The following is a 20,771-nucleotide window of genomic DNA, read 5'->3' as shown; positions in this document are numbered from 1 at the left end:
AGGAGGCGAACCGTCACCCCCGCCGTCCCGATGCGCAGTTGTTCCGACCGTCCACGGCCGACCGGTTCAGCCCCGGATGCCGGGCCCGTCGACGACGGCGGCGACGGGGAGCGGGTCGAGGCGGTCGGCGGCCGGAGCGGCGGTGTCGAAGGATCCGACGGGGGCGGGCGTGCGCAGCACGCCGACAACGCCTCGGCCGCCCCGGCGGCCCGTCCCGCCATGCGGGCAGGAGCGGGACCGTCGGGGCGGTCCGTGGCCCGTCAGGCGCCGGGCGGGTCCGGTGTCTCGACCGACTCCGCCAGGGCCCGCAGTTGTTCGGGCGTGACCCCCGTCGGGATCGGCACCGGGGCCGGGGTGCGCAGCGGCGGCTGCCAGCCCTTCTCCGGGTCCCAGTTGCGCACGACGCGGGCGGGCGCACCGGCCACCACCGCGTGGTCGGGCACCTCGCCCCGTACCACCGCTCCCGCGGCGACCACCACGTTGCGTCCGAGTCTGGCGCCGGGGAGGATCACCGCTCCGGTGCCGATCCAGCAGCCGGGTCCGATGGAAACGGGTTCCATGCGGGGCCACTGCCGGCCGACCGGCTCGTGCGGGTCGTCGTAGCTGTGGTTCGTGGACGTGATGTAGACGTACGGCCCGCAGTACGTGTCCGGGCCGATGGTCACCGTGGTGTCGGCGACCACGTGGCTGCCCCGGCCGAGCACCACCCCGTCGCCCAGGGTCAGGATGGGGTCGGGGCCGAGGTCCAGGTCGGGCATGAGGCCGGCCGTCAGCGTGACCTGCTCGCCGATGATGCAGTGCGCGCCGAGCTCGATCCACGGTTCACCGAAGACCGTGCCCTGCGGGAAGGCCAGCCGGGTTCCGGCGCCGATCCGGCCGAAGCGCAGCTTGCCGGGGCGGTCCGCGGTGACCGCGCCCGCCTCCTGTACCCAGCGCCAGCCGCGGTGGACGGCCCCGGACAGGGCGCGCCGCCGCCAGGCGGCCAGGGATGAGAACGCGTTCCTGTTCTTCGGCACCCGCACACGGTAGTCGTCGGCGCCGGACCCGATCACCGCGACGACCTGTGATGTTCACCCCACCGGGCGGCGGACGGCCGGCCGTCGCATACCGTTCCTCCGGAGCGGTCGAACGACCGCGGTCGGCCGACCGGACCGGACGGGCCCGGCCGCACGACACCTGAGCACGGAGGGACGGGCGATGGCAGAGCGGGCGTTGGTCACGGGAATGGGCGGCAAGGAGCCGGACATCGACGCGGACGCCTTCACGGCGCCGACGTCGGTCGTCATCGGCGAGGTGACGATGGCCGCGGGCTCCAGCGTCTGGTACCAGACCGTGCTGCGGGCCGACTGCGGCCCCATCGTCATCGGCGCCGACAGCAACATCCAGGACAACTGCAGCGTCCATGGCGACCCGGGGTTCCCGGTCACGGTCGGCGAACGCGTCTCGGTCGGGCACAACGCCGTGCTGCACGGCTGCACCGTCGAGGACGACGTCCTGGTCGGCATGGGTGCCACCGTCCTCAACGGCGCCCACATCGGGGCCGGTTCGCTGATCGCGGCGCAGGCGCTGGTCCCGCAGGGGATGCGGGTGCCCCCGGGCTCGCTCGTCGCGGGCGTCCCCGCCAAGGTCAAGCGGGAGCTGACCGAGGAGGAGCTCGAGGGCATCAAGTTCAACGCGGTGGGCTACGTGGAGCTGGCCAGGGCCCACCGCCGGGCGCACGAGGACTGAGCCGGAAGAGGCGGCACCGGGCGCGGGGCGGCCGCCGGTCCCGCGGGGCGTGCCCCCGTCCGGTCGCGGTCAGTCCGCGGCCGGGACGATCCCCGCGTCGGGCGCGGGGGCGGACGAGGTCCGCGCCGCCATCTTCTTGGCCCGGCTCTTCAGGACCAGCATCGAGGTCACGCCGATCAGCACCGCGGCCACGAGGCCGAGGTAGGAGAACCGCTTGAGCCACGCCTCGGCGACGATCCCCACCGAGTAGATGACGGCCGTGGTGCCGCCGGCCCAGACGATGCCGCCGAAGACGTTGGCGATCAGGAACTTCCAGTACGGCATGTGGAGCACGCCCGCCAGGGGGCCCGCGAAGATCCGCAGCAGGGCGACGAAGCGGCCGAAGAAGACCGCCCACATCCCCCACTTCTGGAACGACCGCTCCGCCAGCGCGATCTGGCTCTCGCCGAAGTGCTTGGGGAACTTCCCGCCGAGCCGGGCCAGCAGCGGCCGTCCGCCCTTGCGGCCGATGGCGTAGCCGATGGAGTCGCCGATGATCGCGCCGGCCGAGGCGCAGGCGCCCAGGATCCAGGGGTTGATCCCGTCGTGCCCGGAGGCCAGCAGCGCCGCGCTGACCAGGACGATCTCACCCGGCAGCGGAATCCCGAGGCTCTCCAGCCCGATGACGACGCCCACCAGGGCGTACACGCTGATCGCGGGGACGGTCTCCAGCCATTCCTGGATGTGCAACGCCGGTTCCTTCCGTACGGATGTCCCGTTGCCCGCCGGGCAACTCCTCGACGCGCGGCGGGAAGCCTACCCGTACCGGCCTGCGTGCGGACAACGCGAAGGGCCGCCACGCGTCCCCTTCCGGGAGGCGTGGCGGCCCCGTGCGGAACCGGCCGGGATCAGGCGTTGGGCCGCAGCGTCCAGACGACCGTCATCTCGCCGGTCACTGCGCCGTCCTCGCGCCGGATCTCGATGACCACGGGGAACTCCGGGCGCTTGCCCCCGTCGAGTTCGGCGACGACCTCGGCCACCGGACGGCCCAGGGTCGCCGTGGCGGTGACGACGCCCTTGGCCAGCTTCTTGTAGCCGATCTCCGCCTTCACCGCGAGCGGCACGGCGCGCGACAGCTGGTCGCCGAAGGCCGCGATGACGATCGCGCCGCTCGCCGACTCCGCCAGCGTGAACATCGCCCCGGCGTGCGGTCCGCCGACGTGGTTGTGGTAATCGGCCTGGTCCGGGAGCCGGACGACCGCGCGCTCCGCGGTCGTCTCCAGGAATTCGAGATTGAGGGTCCGGGCCATCGGAACCGTTGCGACGAGCATCTCGCCGACGGACATCTGTGCAGCACTCATGACCGGATGTTACTTGCGAGTAGAACCTTTGGCCACCCCCGGCCCCGCCCGCCGGAGCACGCCCTTCACCATCCGCACACGGGGGCGGGCGTAGCAGACCTGACACCGCCCCTCTATCGTTACTCGCCATGTGGCCAGGACAGCAGCCGCCCGGGGGCGAGCAAAACCCGCAGGACCAGAATCAGAACCCGTACCAGCAGCCGGGGTACCAGCAGCCGAATCCCTATCAGCAGCCGGGATACCAGCAGCAGGGCCAGCCCGGTCAGCAGCAGGGCCAGCCGGGGTACCAGCAGCCCGGCTACCAGCAGCCGAACCCGTACCAGCAGCCGACCGTGCCGCAGTACTCGGTGCCCGGCCCGCCCGGCGCTCCGCAGCCCGGCGACAACGGCAGGAAAAAGACCACCGTGGTCGCGATCGTCGCGGCCACCGCGGTCGTCGTGGCCGCTGCGGTGACCGGTGTCGTCGTGCTCAACAAGGACGACGACAAGAACGACGACGTCGCCGGCGGCGGCAAGTCCTCGGCACCGGCCAAGCCGTCCGGGTCCGCCTCCCCCGAGGCGAACCCGCGTGGCGAGGACGAGGACGCCAAGCCCCTCATCCCCGGCTGGAAGGTCGTCACCAACCCCAAGTGGGGCACCCGGTTCGACGTGCCCGGCGACTGGGAGGTCGGGAAGCCCGGCTCGGGCTCGTACTTCGAGGACGAGAAGAAGGGGGACGGCTCGCCCCTCATCCTTTTCTCCGCGCCGACCTTCTACCAGAAGAAGTGGTGCGTGGACGACTCCGACAAGGACGGCGTCGAAGAGAGCATGAGCCTCGCGAGCGCCGGTACCAGGGGCGCCCAGGGAGCCACCGACGCCGCCAAGAACGCGCACAGCGAGGCCGGTACCTGGGTGTGGGCCGCCTACGCGCAGCACATGCCGCAGAGCACCATCAAGTTCACCCCCGCCAAGCAGTACACCACCAAGTCGGGTCTCACCGGCCAGGTCGTCACGGCCACCGCTCCGAACGTCACGAAGAAGGAGAAGTGCGACAGCGACGGCAAGGCCATCGCCTTCACCTTCAAGAACAAGAAGGGCGAGTTCGCGTCCTGGGTCCTCTACGGGGCCGACTCCGTCAAGGACGAGCTCCCGGACGAGACGATCCAGAAGATCCTCAGCACCGTGCGGCTGGTGGAGGTCGCGCCGGAGTCCTGACCCTCCGGTCCTCCCCCGGGAAATCCGTTGGCGCTGCGGAGGCGGAGCGGCGATAGTCCCTGGGTGACTGCCGCCTCCTCCGCTCCTTCGGGCCGTTCCGCCCGCAACTACCGTCTTCTGACCGCCGCCGCGGTCATCACGGGCCTGGGTACCCATGGCGCGCTGATCGCGGCGGCGTTCGCCGTGCTGCAGGCGGGCGGCGACGGGGGCGACGTCGGCCTGGTGGCCGCGGCCAGGGCCGTGCCGCTGGTGCTCTTCCTGCTGGTCGGCGGGGCGATCGCGGACCGGCTGCCGCGGCACCGGGTGATGGTCGCGTCGAACGCCCTCAACTGTCTCTCGCAGGCGGTCTTCGCCTGGCTGGTGCTGACCGGCGATCCGCAGCTGTGGCAGATGATGCTGCTCACCGCGCTGTGCGGGACCGGGCAGGCGTTCTTCAACCCGGCGGCCGAGGGCATGCTGATGTCCAGCATCAGCCATGAGCAGGCGAGCCGCGCCTTCGCGCTGTTCCGGATGGCCACGCAGGGCGCGACGATCGGCGGGGCGGCGCTCGGCGGCGCCATGATCGCGGCGATGGACCCGGGCTGGGTACTGGCGGTCGATGCCGCGGCCTTCGCGGCGGCGGGCGCGCTGCGCGCGTTCCTGGACGTCAGCCACATTCCCTCGCGCGCGCCGGGTGGCGGGCTGCTCGCCGACATGCGGGACGGCTGGCAGGAGTTCGTCGGCCGCCCCTGGCTGTGGAGCATCGTCGCGCAGTTCTCGGTGGTGGTCGCCGCGGTGGGCGCCGCCGAGTCGGTGTACGGGCCGCTGGTCGCCCGGGACGAGCTGGGCGGTGCCCGTCCGTGGGGCTTCGCACTCGCCGCGTTCGGGGCCGGGACGCTGGGCGGGGCGCTCCTGATGACCCGCTGGAAGCCTCGGCGGATGCTGCTGGCCGGGACGCTCTGCGTCTTCCCGCTGGCCCTGCCCCCGGCGGGCCTCGCGGTGCCGTTGCCGGCGGTCTGGCTCTGTCTGGTGATGTTCGTCAGCGGCGTCGCCATCGAGGTGTTCGGGGTCGCGTGGATGACGGCCATGCACCAGGAGATCCCGGAGGAGAAGCTGTCGCGCGTCTCGGCGTACGACTGGTTCGGCTCGGTGGCGATGATGCCGCTGGCGACGGCGCTCGCGGGCCCGGTGGAGTCGCTGGTGGGGCGCAGCCAGGCCCTGTGGGGCTGCGCGGGGCTGATCGTGCTGGTCACCGGGGCCGTGCTGTTCGTCCCCGAGGTGCGCGACCTGACCCGGAGACCCGCCCCCGCCGAAGTGGCGGCCAAGGCCCCGGGCCCGGTTCCCGGTCCGGCCTCAGCCGATGCCGAAGGCCCCGTCGGGCGGCTCGGGTGAGGCGACCGCCTCGCCGTCCCCGACCGGCCGCGCGGACCCGATGAAACGGTCCAGCGCGGGACCGTGCTCCACCCTGGCGGGGAAGGCGTCGGCGGCGCAGCCGCGGGTCAGGCCCGCGATGTCGACGGGGTGCCGGGACGCGACGAGGACGGCGTTGCCGAAGCGCCGGCCGCGCAGCACCGCCGGTTCGGCGATCAGTGCGAGTTCCTCGAAGACCGCGGCGAAGGTGGCCAGTTGGGAGCGGAGGAAGTCGAAGGGCGCCCCGTCCGCGAGGTTGGCGGCGTAGATCCCGCCGTCGCGCAGCGCCCTGCGGGCGGCTCGCGCGTACTCGACGGAGGTGAGGTGGGCGGGCACCCGCGAACCGCCGAAGACGTCCCCGATCAGTACGTCGAGGGAGCCTGCCGGTGTCCGTTCCAGCAGGCCGCGGGCGTCCGTGCCGTGCACGGTGATCCCGCTGTCCTCGGGCAGCGGGAGCCGTTCGGCGACCAGTTCGAGCAGCCCGAGGTCGGCCTCGGCGACGTCCTGGCGGGAGCCCGGCCTGGCCTCGGCGACGTAGCGGGGCAGGGTGAGCGCGCCGCCGCCGAGGTGGAGGACGTCCAGCGGCGCGCCCGGTGGTCCGGCGCGGTCGACGACATGGGCGAGCCGTCGCACGTACTCGAACTCCAGGTGGTCCGGAGCGTCGAGGTCCACGTACGACTGGGGCGCGCCGTCGACGGTGAGCAGCCAGGCCCTTTCCCGGTCCACGTCGGGGAGGAGTCTGGCGGTGCCCTGGTCCACGTCCCGGATGACGGGTATCGACTCGTTCACCCCTCCATTGTGGGGTGCCGGATCAGCTGCCGAGGACCGCGGCGACGGCCTCGGCGTGCGCGGCCGCCTGGGCCAGACCCGCTCGGGCCGCCGCGGCCCGGTGGCCCGGGTCGAGGGGGTTGCGGCCGAACGCCCCCTTCGACGCCGCGTCGGGGGTGATGACCTCGACGCGGGCCCCGTTCGCGACGAGTTCGGCCCCCTGTGCGGCCGGTGCGGCGATGGCCTTGTTGCCGCTCGCCGACGGGGCGATGACGACGACGCGCCGGTGGCCGGCGGCGAGGTGGGCGTTGGCCGTGGAGTACACCCCGCCGTCGATCCAGTCCCGTCCCCCGGCCCGGGCGACGGGCCACACCCCGGGGACCGCCGAGCTGGCGGTGACGGCGTCCACGAGGGGGACGCCGTCCTCCTTGCCGAACGTGTGGAGTTCGCCGGTGAGGGCGTCGACGGCGGTGACGCGCAGGGCACGCTCGGGCCACTCCGTCGAGGGCAGGCGGCTCCCGATCGCCGCGCGCCGCTCCTTCGCGTCGATGTCGAGCCGGGCGCCCCGCGCCAGCCGGCCCAGCCTCCGGCCGTACTCCTCGGGGGTGCGGGAGAGCAGCACGGCCCCCGCGTAGCGCAGCAGGGTGAGTGCGCCGAGCCGGCCGCCCCTCATGTCCCGCGGGTCGGCGAATTGGAGTTCGTACAGTTCGGGGAGGGCGAGCAGTCCGGAGGCCAGTTGCGCGCCGACCGAGGCTCCGGCCGAGCTGCCGATGATCAGATCGACGGTGGAGAGGTCCGCGCCGGCTTCCGCGAGTCCGTGCAGGATCCCGATCTCCCAGGCCCCGCCGGTGACACCGCCGGAACCGAGCACCAGTGCTGTTTCTGTCATGCCGTCAGTCTTGCGCACGGTACGGGGCCCGCCTCCCGTGGGGTACGGGAGGCGGGCCCCGGGCCTCAGAGCAGCCCGGTGACGGTGCCGGCGCCGACCGTGCGGCCGCCCTCGCGGATCGCGAAGCCGAGTCCGGTCTCCAGCGGGACGTCACGGCCCAGCTCGACGGTCAGGTCGACCGTTTCGCCGGGGCGCGCCACCGCCACCTCGCCGAGGTCCACGTCCCCGACGACGTCCGCCGTGCGGATGTAGAACTGTGGTCGGTAACCGGTGGTGAGCGGCGTGCTGCGACCGCCCTCCCGCGCCGACAGCACGTACACCTGCGCGGTGAAGCGCCGGCTCGGCGTCACGCTGCCCGGCGCCGCGACCACGTGTCCGCGCCGGACCCGGTCGCGCTCCACACCGCGCAGCAGCAGGGCCACGTTGTCGCCGGCCTCGGCGGACTCCATCGGCTTCCCGAAGGTCTCCAGGCCGGTGACGACCGTCTCGATGTCCGGTCCGAGCACCGCCACCCGGTCGCCGACGCGGACGGTGCCGCGCTCGACGGCCCCGGTGACGACGGTGCCCCGGCCGGTGATGGTCAGGACGTTCTCCACCGACAGCAGGAACGGCGCGTCGGTGTAGCGGACCGGCATCGGTACGTACGTGTCGACGGCGTCCAGCAGCGCCTCGACGGCCGCGGTCCAGCGCGGGTCGCCCTCCAGCGCCCCCAGCCCCGAGACCCGTACGACGGGTACGGAGTCGCCGCCGTAACCGTGCGCGGACAGCAGCTCGCGGACCTCCAGCTCGACCAGGTCGGTCAGCTCGGGGTCCCCCGCGTCCGCCTTGTTGAGGGCGACGACGATGTGGTCGACCCCCACCTGGCGGGCGAGCAGGACGTGCTCGGCGGTCTGCGGCATGATCCCGTCGAGCGCCGAGACGACGAGGATCGCCCCGTCGAGCTGGGCGGCGCCGGTGACCATGTTCTTGATGTAGTCGGCGTGTCCGGGCATGTCGACGTGCGCGTAGTGACGGGTGTCGGTCTCGTACTCGACGTGCGCGATGTTGATGGTGATGCCGCGCTGCGACTCCTCCGGGGCCCGGTCGATCCGGTCGAACGGGACGAACGTGCCGGTCCCCCGGTCGCTGAGGACCTTGGTGATGGCGGCGGTCAGGGTGGTCTTGCCGTGGTCGACGTGGCCCATGGTGCCGATGTTGAGGTGCGGCTTGGTGCGCACGTATGCCGTCTTGGGCATGGTTCATTCCTTGGGTTTCGAAGCTGTGTGAGGACCCCGGGGCCCGGCCGACCCTCCCCTTGCGGGGTCCGCCGGACTGTCGGGGGAGGGTCAGCTTCGGGCGCCGCCGAGGGGCGCTGCGGCGGCGGTGCACGCCGCCGTGACGACTGCTGCGGTCGCGGGGCTCACGGCAGCCTTCGGCGCGTCCGCGACTGCGGACGGCGCTGCGGGGAAGGCGTACCGGAACATGGCTCCGATGATGTCCGACCCGTACCTGCCCGTCGAATGGTTTTCCGGCGGACTCCCCCGGGCCGGTACGGAGTTGGGCGCACGGACACCGGTACGCACCCGCCGGAACGCGCCCGCCGCGCTCCTGCCGCCACGGCCCGCCGGACGGTCCGGCAGGTGACCCGGCGCGGCGGTCGGACGCGACGCGAGGAGCAGGGGGCACGCGGCCGTGCGGTGCGGGCGGCCCGTCGTACGGCAGGTGTGCCACCGCCTCCGTGCCGCGCATGTTGCGGCATTCGTTCACCGCTGTCGGCTACTCTCCCGGCATGTTCGACCCCGTCCCCTCGCGGCCCGCCACCGGCCTCGCCGTGCGCTGCACCAGGGTGCTGCTCTCGCCCTGGTCCCGGTTCTCGCTGCTCGTGGTGGTGCTGCTGGCCGCGGCGGTCGCGATGCTGCTCCTCGAACCCCAGCGGCTGCTCGCCACCGGCTGGCCCGCCCGGCTCGACGGCGGTGTCGTCGCGGTCCTCCTGTTCGGGGTCGCGTACGGCGCGTGCACCGTCGCCTTCGTGCCGCGCCCCCTGCTCAACCTCGCCGCGGGCGCGCTCTTCGGCACGCAGTCGGGACTGGCCGCCGCGCTGGCGGGGACGGTGCTGGGCGCGGGCATCTCGTTCGGACTGGGCAGGGTGCTCGGGCAGGACGCGCTGCGCACGCTGCTGCGCGGGCGGTGGCTCAAGGCGGCGGACGGCCAGCTGAGCCGGCACGGATTCCGTTCGATGCTGGCGCTGCGGCTGTTCCCGGGCGTGCCGTTCGCCGCGGCCAACTACTGCGCGGCGGTGTCGCGCATGGGGTGTCCCCCGTTCCTGGTCGCCACCGGGCTCGGTTCGATCCCGAACACCGCGGCGTACGTGGTGGCGGGCAGCGAGGCGACGTCGCCGACCTCGCCCGCGTTCCTGGCCGCCATGGGCTTCATCGTGCTGACGGGGATCGGCGCGGCCTTCGTCGCCTGGCGCAAGCGCCACCGGCTGGCCTCCGAGTGACCCGCTCCTCCGCACCGGCGCCGGTGCGGAGGCGGTGCGACCGGCGGGCCCGGGGGCATGGGGGGGCGTTGTTCACCCGGGGGAGATACCCTGCCCGCGATCGACCCAAGGGCCGCGGATCCTGCGCGGCCCCGTTCTCCATTGACCGACATACGCACGTCGCCGACGGCTCAGCCGTCGGCCGATGCATGATCACTTCCGGGATGGCCAAAGCCCCATGAGCTGGTTCGAATCGTTCGTCCTGGGCCTCGTTCAGGGACTGACCGAGTTCCTGCCGATCTCCTCCAGCGCGCATCTGCGGCTCACCGCCGCGTTCGCCGGCTGGCACGACCCGGGTGCGGCGTTCACCGCCATCACCCAGATCGGCACGGAGGCGGCAGTCCTCATCTACTTCCGCAAGGACATCGTCCGGATCGTCTCGGCGTGGTGCCGTTCGCTGGTGGACCGGTCGATGCGCGGCGACCACGACGCCCAGATGGGCTGGCTGGTGATCGTGGGCTCCATCCCCATCGGCGTGCTCGGCGTGACGCTCAAGGACCAGATCGAGGGCCCCTTCCGCGATCTGCGGCTGATCGCCACCACCCTGATCGTCATGGGCATCGTCCTCGGCATCGCCGACCGTCTCGCCGCGCGCGACGAGGCGGGCGGCAGGCACCGGGCCGGCAAGGAGCGCAAGACGCTCAAGGAACTCGGCGTGAAGGACGGCCTGATCTTCGGCTGCTGCCAGGCGATGGCCCTGATCCCGGGCGTCTCCCGCTCCGGGGCCACCATCAGCGGCGGTCTGCTCATGGGGTACACCCGTGAGGCGGCGGCCCGGTACTCCTTCCTGCTCGCGATCCCCGCGGTGCTGGCCTCGGGCGTCTTCGAGCTGAAGGACGCGGGCGAGGGGCACGTGTCGTGGGGGCCGACGATCTTCGCGACCTTCATCGCGTTCGGCGTCGGATACGCCGTCATCGCCTGGTTCATGAAGTTCATCACGACCAAGAGCTTCATGCCGTTCGTGGTCTACCGGATCATCCTGGGCATCGTGCTGTTCATCCTGGTCGGCGCGGGGGTTCTCAGCCCGCACGCGGGCGAGTCCGCGGGCTGATCGTCCGGTGCGGGGCGGGCGGCGATCCGCCCGCCCCGCGCCGGGGCCGGGTCAGCGCTTCGCGCGGCGACGGGCCAGGAGGGCGCCCATGAGCAGCCCGACCACCAGGGTCACGGTCAGCACCGCCCAGAGCGGCAGGGTGACCGTACCGACCCACAGCCGTATGCCGACGGACGCGGTGTTCACGGCGATGAACCAGATCGCGAGCACCGCCAGCACCACGAGCCCGATCGTGCGCAGCCGGATGTCCCGGCCCTTGACGGTCAGGGTCGGCGGAGCATCCGATCGAGACGCCTTCTGCACCATTCATCCAGTATCGGACGGTTCGGGCGATCGGTCCTGACGGGCCGCGTGCGGCCCGTCGGAGGCCGGGTCCGGCGGTGCTCCCGTACGCCGCACGGGGCGCCGGGCGGCTCAGAGTATGTCGCCCCGCCAGTCCCACCGGGCGGGGTCGCCGTCCCGGGGGCCGTACTCCGCCCGGCCGCCCGGTCCGAACCGTCCGATCTCCGTGTTCAGCGCCGCTCCCTCGCGCAGCGCCGCGTCCGTCCAGCCGGTCACGTCGAGGAGCAGCCCGTCGAGGGGGCCGCCCACCAGCTCCCGGTAGGAACGGCCCGGCCGGGGTCCCGGATCGGGATCGTCGTGGTCGGCTCCGTACACGCGCCGCTGCCGCATCAGCTCGTCCATGGGGGCAGGATCGCACCCGGCACTGACAGCGGCGCCCCGGTCGTCCGCCGGGCCACGCGGGCACGGCGGCCCCGCCCGGCGCGGCGGTCCCGCTCCGGCGCCGGTCCCGGATTCCGGACAGGCACCGGGTCGCGACGGGCCGTAGCGTACGAAACGGCCCCGGCGGACGTCCGCGACGCCCCACCGCTCCGCGCGGATGGTGGTCCCTCATGGATGTCCCGGAACAGAGGGGCCGAAGGTCCCTGCCCTACGACGGCCGTACGTACCAGCCTGGGACGGGATATCGCCGGATTCTGGAGGGAATCATGACCGCCACCGACCGTCCCGTGATCGCCGCGGTGGACGGCTCCCCGCACAGCCGGGAAGCCCTCGACTGGGCCGCCCACGAAGCCGTGCGACGAGGGCTCGCGCTGGTCGTCGTGCACGCCCGGACGCCCGATCGGCGCAGCCCGCAGGACGCGCTGCGGCGCGAGTCCGAGGAACTCCTCGAACGGTCCGTGCAGCGGGTGTCCGAGATCGAGCCGGCCCTGCACCCGACGACGCTCTCGCCGCTGGACTTCCCCTCGGCGGCCCTCACCTCGCTCAGCCGTGACGCGTCGCTGGTGGTCGTCGGCTCGCGCGGGCTCGGCGGGTTCCGGTCCCTGATGCTCGGGTCCAACAGCCTCGCGACCGCCTCGATGGCCAAGTGTCCCGTCGTCGTCATCCACGGCGGGGCGGCGGACGAGGACGAGGGGGCCACGGCGGAGGAGTTCACCGACATCGTCGCGGGCGTGGCCGCGGACGAGAGCAGCGAAGCGGTGCTGGAGTTCGCCTTCGAAACCGCCGCCTCCCGGCCGGGCGCACGGCTGCGGATCGTGCACGGCTGGACGATGTTCTCCTCGATCCTGTCCGGCGGCCCCGTCTTCGACCGGGAAGCGGTGGCGAAGTCGGCCGACCGGACCCTCGCCGAGCTCACCGCCGGATGGCAGGAGAAGTACCCCCAGGTCGAGGTCGTCCGGGAACCGGTCAGCGGCTCCGCCTCCCGCACCCTGGTCACGGCCTCGGCGACCGCGGCACTGACCGTGGTCGGCCGGCGCAAGGGCGGGGAGTCGCTCGGGCTCGGCCTCTCCCCCGTCGCCCAGACCACGCTCTCGCACGCGCTCGGCCCGGTCGCGGTGGTGCCCTGCTGACGGTGGCGGTGCCGTCCCGCCGTCCGCGCGCTCCTCCCGGCCCCGTGCCCCGGGGCTTCCGCCGCCGCGCCGGTACGGAAGGAACGAGGCTTCCGGTTCCCCGCGCCGGGGAAGAACTGCGGAGCGGGGGCCAGGGTGGAGACTGCTGATCAGGCGGGACGAGGAGGCGGAACATGCTGGCTCCGGCCGGTCGGGACGAGCGGTGGGCGCGGATGCTGCGGTCCGGCCGATGGCGCGGCGCCCTCGCGGTCCTCGCGGGCGCGCTGCCCGCGCTCGCCTTTCCCGCCCCTTCCCTGTGGTGGCTCGCCGGCGTCGGCCTGGTGCCGTGGCTGCTCCTCATCCGTACCGCCGGTACGGGGCGCAGGGCCGCGCTGGACGGCTGGCTCGGCGGCATCGGCTACATGATCGCGGTGCATCACTGGCTGATGCCGAGCCTGCACGTGTTCATCGTGCTCCTGGCCGCCCTGCTCGGTCTGCTGTGGGCCCCGTGGGGGCTGCTGGTCCTGCGGACGCTGGGCGGGCCGGTCTCGGCGGCGGGTGCCGTGCGGGCGGTCGTCGTGGTGCCCTGCGGCTGGCTGATGATCGAACTGGTCCGGTCCTGGGAGGCGCTCGGCGGCCCCTGGGGACTGCTCGGCGCGAGCCAGTGGCAGGTGGCTCCCGCGCTCCGTGTCGCCTCCGTGGGCGGGGTGTGGCTGGTGAGTCTCCTGGTGGTGGCGGTGAACACCGCCGTCGCCCTGTTGTTCGTGACCGCGGCCGCCCGCACCGCGGCCGTCGTGAGCCTGGTGGTGTGCGCGCTGGCCGTGGGGGCGATGGCGGGCTGGGCACCGCGGCCCGAGCGGTCGGGAACGGTCAGGATCGCCGTCGTGCAGCCGGGGGTGATCGCGGGGCCCCACAGCGTCGAGCGCCGTCTCGCGGTGGGCGAGCGGCTGACCGGTTCGCTGGCCGGGCGCCGTCTCGACCTGGTGGTGTGGGGCGAGAGCAGTGTGGGAGCGGACCTCACCCGGAGCCCGGACATCGCCGCCCGGATCGCGGCCCTCTCGCGCCGGGTCGGTGCGGACGTGCTGGTCAACACGGACGCCCGGCAGACCGACGGATCGGGCCGGAGGGGCATCTTCAAGTCGGCGGTGCTGGTGGGTCCGGACGGGCCGACCGGGGAGCGCTACGACAAGATGCGGCTGGTGCCGTTCGGCGAGTACGTTCCGGCCCGTCCGGTGCTCGGCTGGGTCACCTCCATGGGCCGGGCCGCGGGCGAGGACCGGTTGCGGGGCACCGCCCCGGTCACGATGTCGCTGCCGGAGGCGGACGGCGGGAGGGGGCTGCGATTCGGACCGCTGGTCTGCTTCGAGTCCGCGTTCCCCGACATGAGCCGCCGGCTGACCCTGGACGGCGCGCAGGTGCTGGTCACACAGTCGTCCACCTCCACCTTCCAGCACAGCTGGGCGCCCGAGCAGCACGCCTCGCTCGGGGCGCTGCGGGCCGCCGAGAACGGCCGCTCGATGGTGCATGCCACGCTGACCGGGGTGAGCACGGCGTACGGGCCGCAGGGCGCGCGGATCGGTGCGCCCCTGGGTACGGACACCAGCGGCGCCGCCGTGTTCGACGTACCGCTCGCCACGGGCACCACTCTCTACGTGCGGCTGGGCGACTGGCCCCTGTGGGGTGCGGCGGCGGTGCTGGCCCTGTACTGCGCTCTTGTGGGGGCCCGTGCGTTCCTGAGGCGTAACCGGGGCACGGGGCAAGCCGGTCCGGGCGGGAAGTGGGACTCGGGCAGGTGAGACTTCAGCCGCCAACCGGTTGAACCTCGTGCTGCCACGAAGCAGGCTGCCCGGCGGATGATCGGCGATCTCCGCCCGCGACCGGTCGAACAGCCTGCCCCGCCAACGGAACCCGGGCCATCAGAATCTGTCCGTCACCACAAAGTCAGCAATCATGCCGATCACACCCCAAAGCGACCGTGACGCAATCTCTTCGCTGAATCCCGAATTCCACTTAAGCGCAGCAAATAATCGAACGAAGCCGCCCCCTTCAAGGTACGATCACCACGCAAATCCAGAAGACCTCGACGCAGCCGCGAGCAAGCAGGACTCGAACACACATTGCCGCAGCGCGAACGATTTGCGATCGAAGCACACGCAAGGAAAGAGAAAAGAGAGCCGATGAACTTAAAAGCGCGCACAATAGCAGCAGCAATTGGGGTCACTCTGATCACTTGGGGAATCGGCGCACCCGCCCAGGCATCCCCGACCCCGAAGAGCGGGCAAATCCACACACAGGGAACGATTCGGTGCGCCCCCGAAGGAAAAACATACACCGTAAAGAAGAAGCCCGGAACGGCAGTCCGAACCAAGCCCGCCAAGTCCGCCCCCCAGGTGGACACCGTCTACTTCGGAAACACGGTAAAAAGTAAGTTTTACTGCGTCAACGATAGCGTGATCTTCGTCTGCATCAGCCTGTGCAAAGTTGACGAAACAGGCATTGCCGGACGCTGGGTTTTCCGAGGCGATATCGCCTGAGGGCTGTCCCGTAAACGAGCTCGGCCTCAGGGGCCTCGGGGGTAGTCAGGGTGATCGCCGTAAGGCGACGCGAGGTCGAGCAGGTCATCGCACGGCCAGGTCTCGCCGTCGTACTGGCAGTCGTCACGGTTGTCCCACGGCAGTTCGGGGTCGCCCGTGGCAGGACCGAGTGCATGGCGGGCGAGCACGCGTCGCTTGGCCTCAACCTCCCGCAGGACGCGAGCCGGGTCGTGCAGCGCCGCGTGCAGGGCGATCGCGGGATGGAATCCGGGGAGTTCCACTTGGCAGAAGTCGACGGTGTGCCCGCGAGCGGTCCACTCCCCACAGCCGTCACCGTCGCAGCGCCGGGCCAGGTCGGCCTCCTCGTCCAGCCGTGCGTGGAGGAACGTCACAAGGTCTTGGCTCATGGGGTCATCCTGGACGATGCGCCAGGCCCGGTCGCCCGATTTCCGTACCGTGGGCAAGACCGGCCGGCAGGCGCACAACTGGGATGATCCCGTTGCGGCCGGTGTGATCACGGCGTCGCAGCCGTCCTGGATGTCCCCACCCCGTTCACCGGGCCGAGCCCGCCGCAGTTCGGGAAGCCGGGGACGGTGCTGCGGCGCGAGGGAGCGGACGCGGTCCGCAGGGGCCGGCCGTGGAGCCTTCGGCTGGAGGACCGGCCCCTGCTGGTCGCGACCTACTCGCGCACGAACCTGACCATGCGGCGACAGCCGGACTCGTCATCCCACACCGCGGAGAACGCGGAAAGAGCGGACTCCCGGCCCGGAAAGAGGAACACGACAAGTCCCACAAACACGTCCGAGCCCGCGCCGAGCACGACTTCGCCCGAATGAAGAGACCTGGAAGATCCTCCGCGGCTGCCGCCTCAAAGGCGACGGGGTCCACCACGCCATGCTCGGCATCGCACAAATGCACGGCCTCGCCCTCGCCGGATAGACCACCGGGCACGAGGGCCCACCCTGCCCGAAGCGACCAGAAGATCGTTTACGGGACAACCCTCGGCGCGGGAAACGAATCCACCTGCCCCCGCTGGTCCACAGCGAGCCGCGCGTGATCCCGACCACGAGGGTTCCCCCTCGGAGGTTCCTCCGCCCCTTCTCGGATCCGGTTTCCTGGAGTGGAGCACGCCTTGCCCATCGGGCTCATGCCCCGACCGGCGAAGTCGACTTGTGCCGGCACGAGTGTCCGGCCGGTCGGCCCGTCACGAGACCTGTCGAGTGCTGCGCCGTCGAACGGACACTCCGAGGACCGGATGGACCGCCCTCAGGCGCAGCCCAGGTCGCGCAGGACGCGTTCGCACAGCTCGTGCGTCCGCAGGGCGTCCCGGGCGCTCAGCGCCGTACCGGCGCGCACCGCGTCCAGGAAGGACAGCACGCACTGCTCGATGCCGCGCTGGCGGGCCACCGGCACCCAGTCGCCGCGCCGTCGCAGGCTCGGCTGTCCCTTGTGGTCGATCACCTCGGCGAGGTTGACGACCTCGCGCTTGGTGTCCTGGCCGGAGACCTCCAGCCGTTCCTCGGCCGATCCGCTGAGCCGGTTCATCGTGCCGATGGCGGTGAACCCGTCGCCGGACAGCTGCAGCACGACGTGGTGCATCAGACCCTCGCGGATCCGGGCCCGCACGACGGTCTGGTCGACCGGTCCCGGCACCAGGAAGCGCAGGGTGTCGACGACGTGGATGAAGTCGTCGAGCACCATGGTGCGCGGTTCCTCGGGCAGGCCCACCCGGTTCTTCTGCATGAGGATCAGCTCGCGCGGATGCTCGGCGCACTGCGCGTAACCGGGCGCGAGCCTGCGGTTGAAGCCGACGGCCAGGCTCGTGCCGTGCTCCTCGGCCAGTTCCACCAGCCGCCGGGAGTCGGCGAGTTCGTAGGCCAGCGGCTTGTCCACGTACGTGGCGACGCCCGCCTCCAGCAGCCGGGCCACGATCTCGGGGTGCGCGGCGGTCGAAGCGTGGACGAAGGCGGCGTCCAGGTTCTGGGCGAGCAGCGATCCGAGGTCGGCGTGGCACTGCCGCGACGGGATGCGGTGGGCCCCGGCGACCGCCTCCAGAGTGGCGGGGGTGCGGGTCTGCAGGTGCAGTTCGATCCCGGGCACGGTGGTCAGGACGGGCAGGTACGCCTTCCGCGCGATGTCGCCGAGTCCGATGCAGCCGACCTTCACGGGGTCTCCCTCTCACTGTCCGGCGCCCGCCCGGTGCGGTGGCCACCGGCCGGGCGCGCCCCGCGGGGCCCCCGGAGCCGATGTCCTACCGCAGCGTCCCGTGCGCGTCGTTCGTCCGGGCAGCATACGTGGACCGCGGCGGCCGCCAGTCCATGATCCCGTCGAAGGTGCGCAGGACGAGGGCGGGCCCGAAGCGCGAGACGGTGGACATCAGCGCGTCGCGCACCGCGACGGCGGGGGTGCTGCTCAGCCGCATCAGGCGGGCGGTCCGGGCGGCCTTGCGGACGACGGCCGACGTACGGGGCAGGCGGTCGGCGGTGTACGCGGCCAGTCCCGTGCCGAGGTCCGGGCTCGTGGTCAGCCGGTGGGCGAGCACGATCGCGTCCTCGACGCTCTGGTTGCCGCCCTGGCCGAGGCTGGGGGCCATCGCGTGGGCGGAGTCGCCGACCAGGACGGTGCGGCCCCGGTGGAAGGCGGGCAGGGGGTCGATCAGCTGGTACACGTCGTTGCGGAGCACCTGGTCCGGCTCGGCGGCGGCGATGACCGCGGGGATCGGGTCGTGCCAGTCGCCGAAGCGGCGGGTCATCTCCGCCTTCTCGTCGTCGGCCGCGCGGGCCCCGGCGGGGGCGACGGCGGCCCCGTAGGCGTAGATCCGGCCGTCCTTGAGCGGCTGGGTGCCCCAGAGCGCGCCGCGCCCCCAGGTCTCGTGCGGGGAGAAGGGCCGTTCGGGGGCGGGGACGACGATGCGCCAGGTGGTGAATCCGGCGTACGAGGGGCCGGGGTGGGCCGGGAAGAGCACGCCGCGCACGGCCGATTTGATGCCGTCGGCGCCGACGACGAGGTCTGCCTCCATGCTCCCGGCCGCCGTCTCGACCACTGCGGGCGCGCCGCCCGCGGTGCCCGGGTCCAGCAGTCGCGCGGCCTGGCCGGTGCGGACGGTGCCCTCGGGCAGGCGGGCCGCGAGGCGGTCGACGAAGGTGGCACGGTGCAGCAGGACCAGCGGGCCGCCGAACCGCTCGACCGCGGCGGCACTGTCCGTGCGCGAGAGCCAGCGGCCGTTCGGGGCGCGCATGCCGCCCTCGCCCTGCCAGGCGGCGAGGGACCTCACCTCTTCGCCGAGGCCGATGACGTCCAGGGCGCGCTGGGCGTTGGGGGTCAGGGAGATCCCGGCCCCGACGGGTTCCAGGGAGGCCGCGCGCTCCAGGACGGTGACGTGCCAGCCGCGGCCGTGCAGGGCCACCGCCGTGGTGAGACCGCCGATTCCGCCACCGATGACGACGGCACGGGGCTTGTCCATGACTCCTCCTCGGAACTACGTCCGCACTACATCCGTAGTGACACGCTCACCGTACTACGGCTGTAGTTGAAGGGGTAGGTTGGTCCCATGGCCACACGCACCGCCGGTACCTCCCGGGCCGATCTCATCGCCGACGCCGCCCTCGCCCTGCTCGCCGAGCGCGGGATGCGCGGCCTGACCCACCGCGCGGTGGACGAGCGCGCCGGGCTCCCCCAGGGCTCGACGTCCAACTGCGCGCGGACCCGGCAGGCGCTGCTGGAGGCGGCGGTGCGGCGGCTCGCGGAGCGCGAGGCCCGGGTGCTGGCCCCCGACGGACTCCTCCCGGCCGCCGGAGCGGGAAGCGGCCCGGGCCCCGAGGGGCGCGGCCCGGGCGCGGACGGCGCCCCGGCCGCCGGGGCGGCGGAGCTGGTCGCCGGTCTGGCCCGGGTGCTGCACCGCTACCTCACCGACCACCCCGAGCTGCTCGTCTGCCGTTACGAACTCGCCCTGGAGGCGACCCGGCGCCCGGAGCTGCGGGAGTTCTTCGACGCCACGGGCCGGCAGTTCCGCGAGCCGCTGCTGGCGCTGATGACCGCGGCCGGATCGGCGGAGCCCGAACGGCACGCCCTGTCCCTGGTGGCCTGGTGCGAGGGGCTGATGTTCTCGTGCGCGGCGGGGTCGTACAGCCGCTCCGTGCCGAGCGAGGAGGAGCTGCACGCGGGCTTCGCCGAGCTGCTGGGCGGAATGCTCGGACCGCGGTGGGCGCCGCGCTGACCGGTGTCACCCGTGCGGATCAATCCCCGCCGTGTGCCCCGCCCGGAGCCGGGTCCGCACCGCAGAGTTGATCGGGTGCAACGAACCGGAATCACCGTCAGGATCACCATGGGCCTCGTGGCGGGCCTGGCCGCCACCGCACTGACCGGCTGCGTCTCCGTGCAGCCCCGGCCGGACGCCCCGGCCCGGCCCGGGACCGGCGGACCCGCCCAGGACCTGACCCCGCAGACCGCGCAGCCGCCCGTCCACGACTCCCTGGAGGCCGTACCCGCCTCCGATCCGCCCGCCTCCCCGTCGCCCCGGGCCGCCCCGCCGGACACCCGCCGCGCCGCGCCCCGCGCCCCGCGGCGGCACCGGCTCCCCCAGGTCACGCGCCCCCGGCCGCGCCAGGCGCCGCCCGCCGTGACCCGGCCCGCACCGCCCCTGCCGGCCCCCGGCGCCGGAACGGACGTCTGCGCACTGGGGAGGGGCTACGGGCACTGGCCCGCCGGCAGCCCGCAGTCCCGGATCTGCGAGCACACCTACGGCCGCTGAGCCGGGAGAACGACGCGAGGGCGGCCCGTCCACCACAGACGGGCCGCCCTCACAGTTCGCGCAGTCTCAGCTCCAGCCGCGCGATCGCCGCGCGCACCCCGCCCCCGTACCCGTCGTCCGTACTGTCGTCGGCGAGCACGACGGAGGCCGCGCGGGCCCGGTCCAGGTGGATCCGGGCCGCCCCGGGGCGCTGGAGCCGCACGTAGTCCGCCGCGAGGTTGAGGTGGAGCGAGGGGTAGAGCGCCCGCACCGCCGGCGCGTCGGGGTGTTGTGCCGCGCGCTCGTCGGACAGCCCGTCGGCCGCGGTCAGCGCCCGCAGGTCCCAGGCCAGCTCGTCGCCGGGATCGTCCTGGGCATCGGCCATGTAGTGGGCGAGGGTGCACCGGTGCAGGGCGCCGCCGTCCTCGGCGATCTCCGACCAGAGCGCGCCGAAGCGGTTGCGGGCCTCTTCCCGGTCACCGCCGTGCAGCAGCATGACCGCCTGGCCGATCCTGGTCATGACGGCGTCCTTCGACGCCTCCTGCTGCTCCGTCACCACGGCCTCCCTGCACGACCCGTCCGCCCGTTCCCCTCGACGCTAACCGCAGTCGCCGTCGATCCCGTTGAGGCTCGGGCGGACGCCCCGGGGCCGTCCACCGGGTGCCGCCGTGGGGCGGGGCGGGGCCCGGCCCCCGCCCCGGGGGGGGGGCCCCCGGGGGGGGGGGGGCCCGGCCCCCGGCGTTTGCCAGCGCCCCCCCCCCCGCCTGGTTATGCGTGTAAGGGAGCGAAGCCAAAAAATA

At 73.0% G+C, this 20,771-nt stretch carries 22 protein-coding genes and 1 pseudogene; 11 read left to right on the top strand and 12 right to left on the bottom strand.

Going from position 1 to position 20,771, the window contains the following annotated elements:
• Positions 1-260: 260 nt before the first annotated feature.
• The gene (locus tag ACFYW1_RS36220) at positions 261-1,016 is read right to left on the bottom strand and encodes an acyltransferase (protein WP_389003390.1); all 756 of its coding nucleotides are present in this window, start codon (positions 1,014-1,016) and stop codon (positions 261-263) included.
• 181 nt (positions 1,017-1,197) lie between these two features.
• Between ACFYW1_RS36220 and ACFYW1_RS36215 the strand changes: the two genes are divergently transcribed.
• Positions 1,198-1,728 carry a gamma carbonic anhydrase family protein gene (locus tag ACFYW1_RS36215; protein ID WP_389003387.1) on the top strand — a complete coding sequence of 177 codons (531 nt, stop codon included), beginning with the start codon at positions 1,198-1,200 and terminating at the stop codon, positions 1,726-1,728.
• A 69-nt stretch (positions 1,729-1,797) separates the two neighbouring features.
• Here ACFYW1_RS36215 and ACFYW1_RS36210 read toward each other — a convergent pair whose 3' ends face one another.
• A complete protein-coding gene (locus ACFYW1_RS36210) occupies positions 1,798-2,457 on the bottom strand; it encodes a DedA family protein (protein ID WP_389003384.1) in 660 nt (219 codons plus the stop codon).
• A gap of 158 nt (positions 2,458-2,615) precedes the next feature.
• Positions 2,616-3,053, bottom strand: coding sequence for a DUF4442 domain-containing protein (locus ACFYW1_RS36205; RefSeq protein WP_389003479.1), 438 nt, complete (start codon positions 3,051-3,053; stop codon positions 2,616-2,618).
• A 143-nt stretch (positions 3,054-3,196) separates the two neighbouring features.
• Here ACFYW1_RS36205 and ACFYW1_RS36200 point away from each other — a divergent pair, with 143 nt between their 5' ends.
• A complete protein-coding gene (locus ACFYW1_RS36200) occupies positions 3,197-4,261 on the top strand; it encodes a hypothetical protein (protein ID WP_389003381.1) in 1,065 nt (354 codons plus the stop codon).
• Between the two features lie 63 nt (positions 4,262-4,324).
• Positions 4,325-5,632 (top strand): MFS transporter, encoded by a 1,308-nt coding sequence (locus tag ACFYW1_RS36195; protein WP_389003378.1) that lies wholly within the window; start codon positions 4,325-4,327, stop codon positions 5,630-5,632.
• On the opposite strand, the gene ACFYW1_RS36190 is transcribed toward ACFYW1_RS36195, so the two are convergent.
• From ACFYW1_RS36190 to tuf, 3 genes are all read right to left on the bottom strand, one after another.
• A complete protein-coding gene (locus tag ACFYW1_RS36190; protein ID WP_389003375.1) occupies positions 5,594-6,439 on the bottom strand; it encodes a spermidine synthase in 846 nt (281 codons plus the stop codon). The two genes, ACFYW1_RS36195 and ACFYW1_RS36190, sit on opposite strands and share 39 nt — an antisense overlap.
• Before the next feature lie 22 nt (positions 6,440-6,461).
• On the bottom strand, positions 6,462-7,307 hold the full coding sequence (locus tag ACFYW1_RS36185; protein WP_389003372.1) for a patatin-like phospholipase family protein: 846 nt from the start codon (positions 7,305-7,307) through the stop codon (positions 6,462-6,464).
• 65 nt (positions 7,308-7,372) lie between these two features.
• Complete coding sequence (gene tuf, locus ACFYW1_RS36180) at positions 7,373-8,542, bottom strand: elongation factor Tu (protein ID WP_389003369.1); 1,170 nt, start codon at positions 8,540-8,542, stop codon at positions 7,373-7,375.
• Positions 8,543-9,075: 533 nt separating this feature from the next.
• On the opposite strand from tuf, the gene ACFYW1_RS36175 reads away from it, so the two are divergent.
• Positions 9,076-9,786, top strand: a complete 711-nt coding sequence (locus ACFYW1_RS36175) for a TVP38/TMEM64 family protein (RefSeq protein WP_389003366.1) — start codon at positions 9,076-9,078, stop codon at positions 9,784-9,786.
• A gap of 217 nt (positions 9,787-10,003) precedes the next feature.
• A complete protein-coding gene (locus ACFYW1_RS36170; RefSeq protein WP_389003363.1) occupies positions 10,004-10,876 on the top strand; it encodes an undecaprenyl-diphosphate phosphatase in 873 nt (290 codons plus the stop codon).
• Between the two features lie 51 nt (positions 10,877-10,927).
• Here the strand turns inward: ACFYW1_RS36170 and ACFYW1_RS36165 are convergent, their stop codons facing one another.
• Positions 10,928-11,182 (bottom strand): DUF1049 domain-containing protein, encoded by a 255-nt coding sequence (locus tag ACFYW1_RS36165; RefSeq protein ID WP_389003360.1) that lies wholly within the window; start codon positions 11,180-11,182, stop codon positions 10,928-10,930.
• A 108-nt stretch (positions 11,183-11,290) separates the two neighbouring features.
• Complete coding sequence (locus ACFYW1_RS36160; protein WP_389003357.1) at positions 11,291-11,560, bottom strand: hypothetical protein; 270 nt, start codon at positions 11,558-11,560, stop codon at positions 11,291-11,293.
• 305 nt (positions 11,561-11,865) lie between these two features.
• On the opposite strand from ACFYW1_RS36160, the gene ACFYW1_RS36155 reads away from it, so the two are divergent.
• From ACFYW1_RS36155 to ACFYW1_RS36145, 3 genes are all read left to right on the top strand, one after another.
• A complete protein-coding gene (locus tag ACFYW1_RS36155; protein ID WP_389003354.1) occupies positions 11,866-12,729 on the top strand; it encodes a universal stress protein in 864 nt (287 codons plus the stop codon).
• Positions 12,730-12,902: 173 nt separating this feature from the next.
• Entirely contained in the window at positions 12,903-14,504 is a 1,602-nt protein-coding gene (lnt, locus tag ACFYW1_RS36150; RefSeq protein ID WP_389003351.1) for an apolipoprotein N-acyltransferase, read from the top strand.
• A 321-nt stretch (positions 14,505-14,825) separates the two neighbouring features.
• On the top strand, positions 14,826-15,242 hold the full coding sequence (locus ACFYW1_RS36145) for a hypothetical protein (protein WP_389003348.1): 417 nt from the start codon (positions 14,826-14,828) through the stop codon (positions 15,240-15,242).
• Positions 15,243-15,268: 26 nt separating this feature from the next.
• Here the strand turns inward: ACFYW1_RS36145 and ACFYW1_RS36140 are convergent, their stop codons facing one another.
• A complete protein-coding gene (locus ACFYW1_RS36140) occupies positions 15,269-15,649 on the bottom strand; it encodes a DUF6221 family protein (RefSeq protein WP_389003345.1) in 381 nt (126 codons plus the stop codon).
• A gap of 49 nt (positions 15,650-15,698) precedes the next feature.
• Between ACFYW1_RS36140 and ACFYW1_RS36135 the strand changes: the two are divergent.
• A pseudogene (locus ACFYW1_RS36135) lies at positions 15,699-16,181 on the top strand (hypothetical protein).
• 327 nt (positions 16,182-16,508) lie between these two features.
• Here ACFYW1_RS36135 and ACFYW1_RS36130 read toward each other — a convergent pair.
• A complete protein-coding gene (locus tag ACFYW1_RS36130; RefSeq protein ID WP_389003342.1) occupies positions 16,509-17,408 on the bottom strand; it encodes a Gfo/Idh/MocA family protein in 900 nt (299 codons plus the stop codon).
• 85 nt (positions 17,409-17,493) lie between these two features.
• On the bottom strand, positions 17,494-18,705 hold the full coding sequence (locus ACFYW1_RS36125) for an FAD-dependent monooxygenase (RefSeq protein WP_389003339.1): 1,212 nt from the start codon (positions 18,703-18,705) through the stop codon (positions 17,494-17,496).
• An 87-nt stretch (positions 18,706-18,792) separates the two neighbouring features.
• Between ACFYW1_RS36125 and ACFYW1_RS36120 the strand changes: the two genes are divergently transcribed.
• Positions 18,793-19,458, top strand: coding sequence for a TetR/AcrR family transcriptional regulator (locus tag ACFYW1_RS36120; protein ID WP_389003336.1), 666 nt, complete (start codon positions 18,793-18,795; stop codon positions 19,456-19,458).
• 108 nt (positions 19,459-19,566) lie between these two features.
• Positions 19,567-19,992, top strand: a complete 426-nt coding sequence (locus tag ACFYW1_RS36115) for a hypothetical protein (RefSeq protein WP_389003476.1) — start codon at positions 19,567-19,569, stop codon at positions 19,990-19,992.
• A gap of 49 nt (positions 19,993-20,041) precedes the next feature.
• Here ACFYW1_RS36115 and ACFYW1_RS36110 read toward each other — a convergent pair whose 3' ends face one another.
• On the bottom strand, positions 20,042-20,527 hold the full coding sequence (locus tag ACFYW1_RS36110) for a hypothetical protein (RefSeq protein ID WP_389003333.1): 486 nt from the start codon (positions 20,525-20,527) through the stop codon (positions 20,042-20,044).
• Positions 20,528-20,771: the final 244 nt, after the last annotated feature.

The sequence above is a fragment of the Streptomyces sp. NPDC002669 genome (genome assembly GCF_042889165.1).
Lineage (GTDB): Bacteria > Actinomycetota > Actinomycetes > Streptomycetales > Streptomycetaceae > Streptomyces.
Note: the sequence above shows the minus strand (reverse complement) of the source record. Positions and strands in the feature narration are given on the sequence as shown.